Origin of the sequence: Mesorhizobium sp. M0587, assembly GCF_040320945.1 — a bacterium.
GTDB lineage: Bacteria > Pseudomonadota > Alphaproteobacteria > Rhizobiales > Rhizobiaceae > Mesorhizobium.
In genome coordinates, this window is the sequence record NZ_JAMYQP010000023.1 from 93,022 (window position 1) to 102,151 (window position 9,130).

Annotated in this window: 7 protein-coding genes and 1 pseudogene; all 8 read left to right on the forward strand. The window is 63.4% G+C overall.

What is annotated here, in order from left to right:
• Positions 1 to 29 precede the first annotated feature (29 nt).
• The gene (locus NKI49_RS20685) at positions 30 to 680 is read left to right on the forward strand and encodes an RNA-binding protein (RefSeq protein WP_027026610.1); all 651 of its coding nucleotides are present in this window, start codon (positions 30 to 32) and stop codon (positions 678 to 680) included.
• Positions 677 to 3,247: a translation initiation factor IF-2 gene (gene infB / locus NKI49_RS20690; protein ID WP_352604774.1), complete on the forward strand. Its 2,571-nt coding sequence runs from the start codon at positions 677 to 679 to the stop codon at positions 3,245 to 3,247. The genes NKI49_RS20685 and infB overlap by 4 nt, the downstream gene beginning before the upstream one ends.
• Positions 3,248 to 3,372: 125 nt before the next feature.
• Positions 3,373 to 3,783 (forward strand): 30S ribosome-binding factor RbfA, encoded by a 411-nt coding sequence (gene rbfA, locus NKI49_RS20695; protein WP_352604772.1) that lies wholly within the window; start codon positions 3,373 to 3,375, stop codon positions 3,781 to 3,783.
• Positions 3,755 to 4,774: a tRNA pseudouridine(55) synthase TruB gene (gene truB / locus NKI49_RS20700; RefSeq protein WP_352695745.1), complete on the forward strand. Its 1,020-nt coding sequence runs from the start codon at positions 3,755 to 3,757 to the stop codon at positions 4,772 to 4,774. Before rbfA ends, truB begins: the two co-directional genes overlap by 29 nt.
• Before the next feature lie 44 nt (positions 4,775 to 4,818).
• Positions 4,819 to 5,913, forward strand: coding sequence for a magnesium/cobalt transporter CorA (gene corA, locus NKI49_RS20705; protein WP_352604768.1), 1,095 nt, complete (start codon positions 4,819 to 4,821; stop codon positions 5,911 to 5,913).
• A gap of 109 nt (positions 5,914 to 6,022) precedes the next feature.
• Positions 6,023 to 6,364: a 30S ribosomal protein S15 gene (gene rpsO, locus NKI49_RS20710; RefSeq protein ID WP_318013458.1), complete on the forward strand. Its 342-nt coding sequence runs from the start codon at positions 6,023 to 6,025 to the stop codon at positions 6,362 to 6,364.
• Positions 6,365 to 6,770: 406 nt separating this feature from the next.
• On the forward strand, positions 6,771 to 8,918 hold the full coding sequence (pnp, locus tag NKI49_RS20715; protein WP_027026605.1) for a polyribonucleotide nucleotidyltransferase: 2,148 nt from the start codon (positions 6,771 to 6,773) through the stop codon (positions 8,916 to 8,918).
• Between the two features lie 69 nt (positions 8,919 to 8,987).
• Positions 8,988 to 9,130, forward strand: a pseudogene (locus NKI49_RS20720) (methyltransferase); the annotation flags it as partial.

The window sequence follows — 9,130 nt, forward strand, 5'->3', positions numbered from 1 at the left end:
GCATCGCACAGAACCCGCCCTTGGACGAGATGAACGATCGCACCTGCATCGTCACCCGCAGACAGGCCGAACCGGATGAACTGATCCGGTTCGTCGTCGGTCCGGATTCGGCCGTCGTTCCCGATCTCAAGAGAAATCTGCCTGGCCGCGGTTGCTGGGTGAGTGCCGACCGCCTACATATCGACAAGGCGGCGGCCAAAAACCTTTTTGCCCGCGCCTTCAAGGCACAGGTGGTCGTGCCGCCCGATCTTGGCGGCATGGTCGACGGACTGCTTTCCCGATCCGCGCTGGGCATGCTGGGTCTTGCCCGCAAGGCCGGCGCGATCGCGCTGGGTGCCACCAAGGTCGAGAGTGCGGTGCGTGGCGGACTGGCACTTTTCGTGCTCCACGCGATAGAAGCGTCCGACGATGGTGTGCGCAAGATCAGCCAGGCGCGGCGGGCGACCGTCCATATTGGCGGCCCTTCCATCCTTGCCTACAAACTTTTCCCCGAGGCCGAGTTGAGCTTGGCATTGGGGGGTACAAATGTGATACATGCTGCCGTCCTCGCGGGAGACGCGGGTAAGGCGGTCCAGAAGCGCATGGTTGCGCTCGACCGGTATCGGGGCGGTACCCCGGACGATTTGGCAATGCTTGCGGCCGTTGCTGACGAAGATGAGTCCGCAGAGGATATGGAATGAGCGATACGAAATCGGGCGACGACAAGACGTTGAGTGTTACGCCGAAGAAGACCTTGACGCTGAAGCGCCCCGGCATGGAACAGGGCACCGTGCGCCAGAACTTCTCGCATGGCCGTACCAAGTCGGTCGTGGTCGAGACCAAGAAGCGCAAGTTCTCGCTGCCCGGCGACAAGCCGGAGCCGGCGGCCGCGCCGGTATTCACCCCGAAGCCGGCTGTCGTCGCGGCACCCGTCGTGCAGGAAGCGCCCAAGGCGCCGCCTCCGCCTCCGCCGCCCCCGGTCGAGCGCAGCGGCATGGTGCTGAACGAACTGTCGCGCAGCGAAATGGAGGCGCGCCGCAGGGCGCTCGAAGGCTCCAAAGTTCGCGAGGTCGAGGACCGCCAGCGCGCCGCCGAAGAGGCCAAGCGCCGCGCCGAGGATGAAGAGCGCCGCAAGCGCGAGCGCGAGGAATCCGCGCGCCGCCAGGCAGAGGAAGAGGCGCGGTTGCAGACCGAGGCCGAATCCCGCCGCCGCGCCGAGGAAGAGGCACGCCGCCGCGCGCCGCAGGCCGCGGAACTGGCGACTGCCGATGAGGAAGAAGAGGCCAAGCCGAAGCGGGCTGGCGCCGGTGCGCCGGTGCGTCGTCCGGTCACGCCCGAAGTGGCGCGCCCGGCCAAGCCGACCAAGGGCGAGGAAGATCGTCGCCGTGGCAAGCTGACGCTGAATTCCGCGCTTTCCGACGAGGATGCGCGGGCCCGTTCGCTGTCGTCGATGCGTCGCCGCCAGGAGAAATTCAAGCGCGCGATGCACAATGAGCCGCGCGAGAAGGTCATGCGTGAAGTGATCCTGCCCGAGACCATCACCATCCAGGAACTGGCGCAGCGCATGTCCGAGCGTGCGGTCGATGTGGTCAAGTTCTTCATGAAGCAGGGCCAGATCCTGAAGCCGGGCGACGTCATCGACGCCGATACGGCCGAACTGGTGGCCACCGAATTCGGCCACACGGTCCGCCGCGTCGCCGAGTCCGACATCGAGGAAGGCCTGTTCAACATCGCCGACCGTCCGGAAGACCTGGTGTCGCGTCCGCCCGTGGTGACCATCATGGGCCATGTCGACCACGGCAAGACCTCGCTGCTCGATGCGATCCGCAATGCCAATGTCGTCTCCGGCGAAGCCGGCGGCATCACCCAGCATATCGGTGCCTACCAGGTCGAGAAGAATGGTCAGAAGATCACCTTCATCGATACGCCCGGCCACGCCGCCTTCACGGCGATGCGCGCTCGCGGCGCTCAGGCCACCGACATCGCCATTCTGGTGGTGGCGGCCGACGACAGCGTCATGCCGCAGACGATCGAATCGATCAGCCACGCCAAGGCTGCCGGCGTCCCCATCATCGTTGCGATCAACAAGATCGACAAGCATGATGCCGATCCGCAGAAGGTGCGCTCCGAGCTGCTGCGCCATGAGGTCTTCGTCGAATCCATGGGCGGTGAGGTGCTGGACGTCGAAGTGTCGGCGACCAAGGGCACCAATCTCGACAAGCTGCTCGAGGCGATCCTTCTGCAGGCCGAAATCCTCGACCTCAAGGCAAATCCGGATCGTACCGCCGAGGGTGTCGTCATCGAGGCGCAGCTCGACAAGGGCCGTGGCCCCGTCGCCACCGTGCTGGTCCAGACCGGCACGCTGATGCCGGGCGACATTCTCGTCGCCGGCAACGAATGGGGCCGGGTGCGCGCGCTAGTCAATGATCGTGGCGAGCAGATCAAGGAAGCGCCGCCGGCCATGCCGGTCGAGGTGCTCGGCCTTCAGGGCACGCCGCAGGCCGGCGACCGCTTCGCCGTCGTCAACAACGAGGCCCGCGCCCGCGAGATCACCGAGTATCGCCAGCGTCTGGCGCGTGAGAAGGCAGTCGCCAGGCATGCCGGCCAGCGCGGTTCGCTCGAACAGATGATGTCGCAATTGCAGACGAGCGGGCTGAAGGAATTCCCGCTGGTCATCAAGGGCGACGTGCAAGGTTCGATCGAGGCCATCAATGCCGCTCTCGACAAGCTCGGCACCGACGAAGTGCGTGCGCGCATCGTTCATGCCGGCGCCGGCGCCATCACCGAAAGCGATGTCTCGCTGGCGGAAACTTCCGGCGCGGCGATCATCGGGTTCAACGTCCGCGCCAACGTGCAGGCACGTGCCGCGGCCGCGGCCGCGGGCATCGAGATCCGCTACTACTCGATCATCTACAACCTCGTGGATGACGTGAAGGCGGCGCTCTCCGGGCTGCTTTCGCCGGAGCGTCGCGAGACCTTCATCGGCAATGCCCAGATCCTCGAGATCTTCGACATCACCAAGGTCGGCAAGATCGCCGGCTGCCGTGTCACCGAAGGCAAGGTCGAGCGCGGCGCCGGTGTTCGCCTGATCCGCGACAACGTCGTCATCCACGAAGGCACGCTGAAGACGCTGAAGCGCTTCAAGGATGAGGTTTCGGAGGTCCCGGGCGGCCAGGAGTGCGGCATGGCCTTCCAGAACTACGAGGACATGCGCGTCGGCGACGTCATCGAGTGCTTCCGCGTCGAGATGGTGACCCGGACGCTCTGAGTTCGAGTATTCCGACCGTATCGGGCGGCGGTCGAAAGGCCGCCGCCCCCGTGCTATTGAGAATGACCCGTTGAGACATGCGGCACGGTCCTATCCCGCGCCTCACGCTTTCAGGATTGAGAAAAATGCCCCGTTCCACGACATCGAGCCCATCCCAGCGCATGCTGCGCGTCGGCGAGCAGGTGCGCCATGCGCTCTCCGAGACCTTGCAGCGCGGCGAGATCATCGATCCGCTGATCGAGAATGCCGTCGTGTCGGTCTCGGAAGTGCGCATGTCGCCCGACCTGAAGATCGCCACCGCCTTCGTCTCGCCGCTCGGCGCCAGTGATGCCGGCGCGGTGGTGGAGGCTCTGAACAAGCATGCGAAATTCATCCGCGGGCGCGTCTCCGGTGCGTTGCGGCAGATGAAGTATATGCCGGAATTCCGCTTCCGGCTGGATACCTCCTTCGACAATTTCGCCAGGATAAACGATCTCCTGAAGTCGCCCGAAGTAGCGCGTGACCTCGATGCGGACGACGAGAAGGACAGCGAATAATGGCGCGTCGCGCAAGAAGAAGGGCCGGCCGGTCTCCGGTTGGGTGGTGCTGGACAAGCCGGTCGGCATGGGTTCCACCGAGGCCGTATCCAAGATCAAATGGCTGTTCCAGGCGGAAAAGGCGGGGCATGCCGGCACGCTGGACCCGCTGGCTTCCGGCATGTTGCCAATCGCGCTCGGCGAAGCCACCAAGACCGTGCCCTATGTGCAGGACGGCGCCAAGATCTATCGCTTCACCGTGGCCTGGGGGCAGGAGCGCTCGACCGACGATCTCGAGGGCCCGGTGACGAAGACCTCCGACAAGCGTCCGTCGCAGGCCGAGGTCGAGGCGCTGCTGCCGAAATACACCGGCGTCATCATGCAGACGCCGCCGCAATTCTCGGCTATCAAAATCGCCGGCGAGCGCGCCTATGATCTCGCCCGTGACGGCGCGACGGTCGACATTCCGGCGCGCGAGGTCGAGATCGGCCGCCTCGATATCGTCGAGCACAGCGTCGACCACACCGTTTTCGAGGTCGAATGCGGCAAGGGCACCTATGTGCGCTCGCTGGCCCGCGACATGGGCCGCGACCTCGGGTGCTTCGGCCATGTTTCCGACCTGCGCCGGGTCGAGGTCGAGCCGTTCACGCCCGAAGATTTCGTCACCATCGCCGAACTGGAAGCCGCCCGCTTCGGCGTGCAAGGTGAAGATAGGCCGGAAAGTGAAGACAAGCCGGAAACGGCCGACGCCGACGCGATAGAAGTGCCGATCGACTTCGGTGCCATCGATGCGCTTCTGGTCGATACATCGGCGGCGCTCGATTGCCTGCCGCAGATCGCCATCAGCGATGACGCGGCGACGAAGATCCGCCTCGGCAATCCGGTGATCATCCGTGGCCGGGATGCGCCTGTCGAAGCCGAAGAGGCCTGTGCCACGGCCCGCGGCAAGCTGGTGGCCATCGGCGCGATCGAGCAAGGTATGTTCAAGCCCAAGCGGGTCTTTGCCGGATGATGCCTCTCATCTAATGTCTGTCGGACGTCGCATCAGAGGGCTGCATGGCAAAGGCTGAGACGATCAAGAAGCGGGCGCCGTTGAAAACGCGGCGGCCGCCGGTCGGTGCGTCGCCCGGCACGTTGATCGCCGACCCGGCGGCGCGGCGCTCGGAACTGCGGCTGACCCTGATCTCGCCGCAGAAATTCAAGACCGTCGAAAATGCAAGCATCGACGATGTCATGGCCAATTGCGGAAAATGGCCGGTGATCTGGCTCGATTGCACCGGCCTCGCCAACATTTCGCTGATCGAGGAGATCGGCCGCATCTTCAGCCTGCATCCGCTGGCGCTGGAGGACGTCGTCAATACGGGTCAGCGTCCGAAGGTGGATTTCTTCGAGGATCATGCCTTCGTCGTCCTGCGCATGATCGACGATGTCACGTCGCATCGCTACGAACAGATCGCGCTCTTCCTGGGCGAGAACTTCGTCGTCACTTTCCAGGAGCGTGAAGGCGATCCATTCGATCCCGTGCGCAAGCGCATCGAGAGCTCGGCGCCCAACCGGTTGCGGGCTCGCGGCGCCGACTATCTCGCCTACGCGCTGATCGACGCGATCGTCGACAGCTATTTTCCGCCGATCGAGGCGGCGGGCGAGGTGGTCGACAGTATCGAGGACCAGATGCTGTATTCGCCGCACAAGCACCAGATGCGGCAACTGCACGAATTGCGGCGTGATGCCAATGTGCTCAAGGGGGTGCTGTGGCCGATGCGCGATGCGCTGGCGACGCTTATCCGCAACGACGTCTCCTATGTGAGGGCCGAGACCAAGGTCTTCCTCAACGACACACTCGATCATTCGCTCAGGCTCATCGAGCTCGTAGAGACCCAGCGCGACATGCTGACCGGCCTGATCGAAATGCATCTGTCGCTGAGCCAGGCGCGCACCAACGACGTCATCAGCTATCTCACCATCGTCTCGGTCATCTTCATGCCGCTTACCTTTCTGGTCGGTGTCTGGGGCATGAATTTCGATCCCGGGTCGTCGCCATGGAACATGCCCGAGTTGAAAGCCTACTACGGCTATCCCTTGTCGCTCCTGTTCATGGGTGTCGTCGCGGTCGGGTTGATTGCGTTCTTCAAATGGAAGAAATGGCTTTGACAGGGGCAAAACTTGCCATTTCGGCCTCAAAAGCCGGCTTGTGAATTGGGCTGGTGTTTTGTCGGGAATTGCACTATATGCGCCGCAGCTTAGCGCTACGACGCTTTGCTTGCACGGCCCCTGCTGGACGACATCCCGGCTGTGGGCGACCCGTTTCCTCGAACAGATAAGGAAAAACACGATGTCGATTACTGCCGAACGCAAACAGGAATTGATGGGTGAATTCGCAACCGCCAAGGGCGATACCGGGTCTCCGGAAGTCCAGGTGGCCATCCTTTCCGAGCGCATCAAGAACCTGACCGACCATTTCAAGGACCACAAGAAGGATAACCATTCCCGCCGTGGTCTGCTCGCTCTCGTCTCCCAGCGCCGCAGCCTGCTTGATTATCTCAAGCGCAAGGACGACGCGCGCTATCAGACACTGATCGAGAAGCTCGGTCTGCGCCGTTGACGAATTGACCGGCGGGCTCTCTCAGGGAGTCCGCCGGTCGCGCATTCGAGCACCGGATTAACCCGATCTCGAATGCAGGACTGGAGCGCCGCGCACCCATCTGGATGCCGGACGGACGCTCCAAAAGTTGAATTTGCGCATGATGCGTTCCGCAAGCCGTGGTTTTCGGGGTCATGCGCAGGCCAGTCGATCGACTGGCCATACCGGCTTCGAGCGTGCAGAGGGCCACTCGAAGCCACCCATGGACGGTCATGGGGCAGGATTGCAGGACGCTCGCAGGCCACAGTGCCGATGGAACCCGAGCTTCCCGTTGTCTTGCCCGTGGCTGCCCGAGAAAGGAAGCCAGAGGAAAGGGCACCCGCGCACGCTGAAACGGCGCGGCCCTTCCTCATACAAAGGATAAGACATGTTCAATCACCACAAAGTGGAAATCGAATGGGGCGGTCGTCCGCTCATCCTCGAAACCGGCAAGATCGCGCGCCAGGCCGACGGCGCGGTGCTCGCGACCTATGGCGAAACCAAGGTTCTCGCCACCGTCGTCTCGATGAAGGAGCCCAAGCCCGGCCTCGATTTCTTTCCGCTGACCGTCAACTATCAGGAAAAGACCTATGCCGCCGGCAAGATCCCGGGCGGCTACTTCAAGCGTGAGGGCCGTCCGAGCGAAAAGGAAACACTGGTTTCCCGCCTCATCGACCGCCCGATCCGTCCGCTCTTCGCCGACGGCTACAAGAATGACACGCAGATCGTCGTCACCGTCGTCCAGCACGATCTCGAGAATGATCCCGACATCCTGTCGATCGTCGCCACTTCGGCTGCCCTGACGCTGTCGGGCGTTCCCTTCATGGGCCCGATCGGCGGCGCACGCGTCGGCTACATCAACGGCGAATATGTGCTCAACCCGCATGTCGACGAGATGCAGGAATCCAAGCTCGACCTCATCGTCGCCGGCACCACCGACGCCGTGCTGATGGTCGAGTCCGAAGCCAAGGAGCTTGGCGAAGACCTGATGCTCGGCGCCGTCATGTTCGGCCACAGGGGCTTCCAGCCGGTGATCGAGGCGATCATCAAGCTGGCCGAGGTCGCCGCCAAGGACCCGCGCGATTTCACCGCGCCGGACTATTCGGCGCTCGAAGGCGAGATGCTGAAGATCGTCGGCGACGAACTTCGCGAAGCCTACAAGATCACCGACAAGCAGAAGCGCTATGGTGCCGTCGACGCCGTCAAGGCGAAGGTCAAGGCCGCATTCGCTCCGGCCGAAGGCGAAGAGGCCAAGTATACGTCTGAGCAGATCGGCAGCGTGTTCAAGGAGCTCCAGGCCAAGGTCGTGCGCTGGAACATTCTCGATACCGGCTCGCGCATCGATGGCCGCGACCTGAAGACGGTCCGCAAGATCGTTTCCGAAGTCGGCGTCCTGCCGCGCACCCACGGTTCGGCGCTGTTCACCCGCGGCGAGACGCAGGCGCTGGTCGTCGCCACGCTCGGCACCGGCGAGGACGAGCAGTATGTCGATTCGCTGACCGGCATGTACAAGGAGAAGTTCCTCCTTCACTACAACTTCCCTCCCTACTCCGTCGGTGAGACCGGCCGCATGGGTTCGCCGGGTCGCCGCGAAATCGGCCACGGCAAGCTCGCCTGGCGCGCCATCCGTCCGATGCTGCCGACATCTGACCAGTTCCCCTACACGCTGCGCGTCGTCTCGGAGATCACCGAGTCCAACGGCTCTTCGTCGATGGCCACCGTCTGCGGCACCTCGCTGGCGCTGATGGATGCCGGCGTGCCGCTGGCCAAGCCCGTGGCCGGCATCGCCATGGGCCTGATCAAGGAAGGTGAGCGCTTCGCCGTGCTCTCCGACATCCTTGGCGACGAGGATCACCTCGGCGACATGGACTTCAAGGTCGCCGGCACCGCCAATGGCATCACCTCCCTGCAGATGGACATCAAGATCGAGGGCATCACCGAGGAGATCATGAAGATCGCTCTCGACCAGGCCAAGGACGGTCGTCAGCATATTCTCGGCGAAATGGCCCACGCGCTCACCGGCGCGCGTGCCGAGCTCGGCGAATTCGCGCCGCGCATCGAGGTCATGCACATCCCGACCGACAAGATTCGCGACGTCATCGGTTCTGGCGGCAAGGTCATCCGCGAAATCGTCGAGAAGACCGGCGCCAAGATCAACATCGAGGACGACGGCACGGTCAAGATCGCTTCGTCGAACGCCAAGGAGATCGAGGCGGCGAAGAAGTGGATCCACACCATCGTTGCCGAGCCGGAAGTCGGCGAGATCTACGAGGGCACGGTCGTCAAGACCGCCGACTTCGGCGCTTTCGTCAACTTCTTCGGCCCGCGCGACGGCCTCGTCCACATCTCGCAGCTTGCCAACGACCGGGTCGCCAAGACCTCGGACGTCGTCAAGGAAGGCGACAAGGTCTGGGTCAAGCTGATGGGCTTCGACGAGCGCGGCAAGGTCCGCCTGTCGATGAAGGTCGTCGACCAGGCCACCGGCAAGGAGATCGTTCGCGATAAGAAGGCTGAAGGCGAAGAAGACGCCGCCTGAGCGACCAGATAGAAAAATCGAAGCGGGCGCGGCTTATGTCGCGCCCGCTTTCGTTTATGGAGCACAAGCATGTCCGCCGAGGCGATGAAGACGCTTTTCCATCCATTCGAGGCCGAGGCTCTTCCTCTGCCGCGAAAGGGTGAGCGCATCCTTTTCCTCGGTGCCGAGCCCGGCCTGCGCTCATCGCACGATTTCGAGGCGACGCTGCATCT

Bases quoted from the DNA above. Each gene is read 5' to 3' on its own strand.
- NKI49_RS20685 (WP_027026610.1), top strand. From the start codon at position 30: ATGAACGATCGCACCTGCATCGTCACCCGCAGACAGGCCGAACCGGAT.
- infB (WP_352604774.1), top strand. From the start codon at position 677: ATGAGCGATACGAAATCGGGCGACGACAAGACGTTGAGTGTTACGCCG.
- rbfA (WP_352604772.1), top strand. From the start codon at position 3,373: ATGCCCCGTTCCACGACATCGAGCCCATCCCAGCGCATGCTGCGCGTC.
- truB (WP_352695745.1), top strand. From the start codon at position 3,755: ATGCGGACGACGAGAAGGACAGCGAATAATGGCGCGTCGCGCAAGAAG.
- corA (WP_352604768.1), top strand. From the start codon at position 4,819: ATGGCAAAGGCTGAGACGATCAAGAAGCGGGCGCCGTTGAAAACGCGG.
- pnp (WP_027026605.1), top strand. From the start codon at position 6,771: ATGTTCAATCACCACAAAGTGGAAATCGAATGGGGCGGTCGTCCGCTC.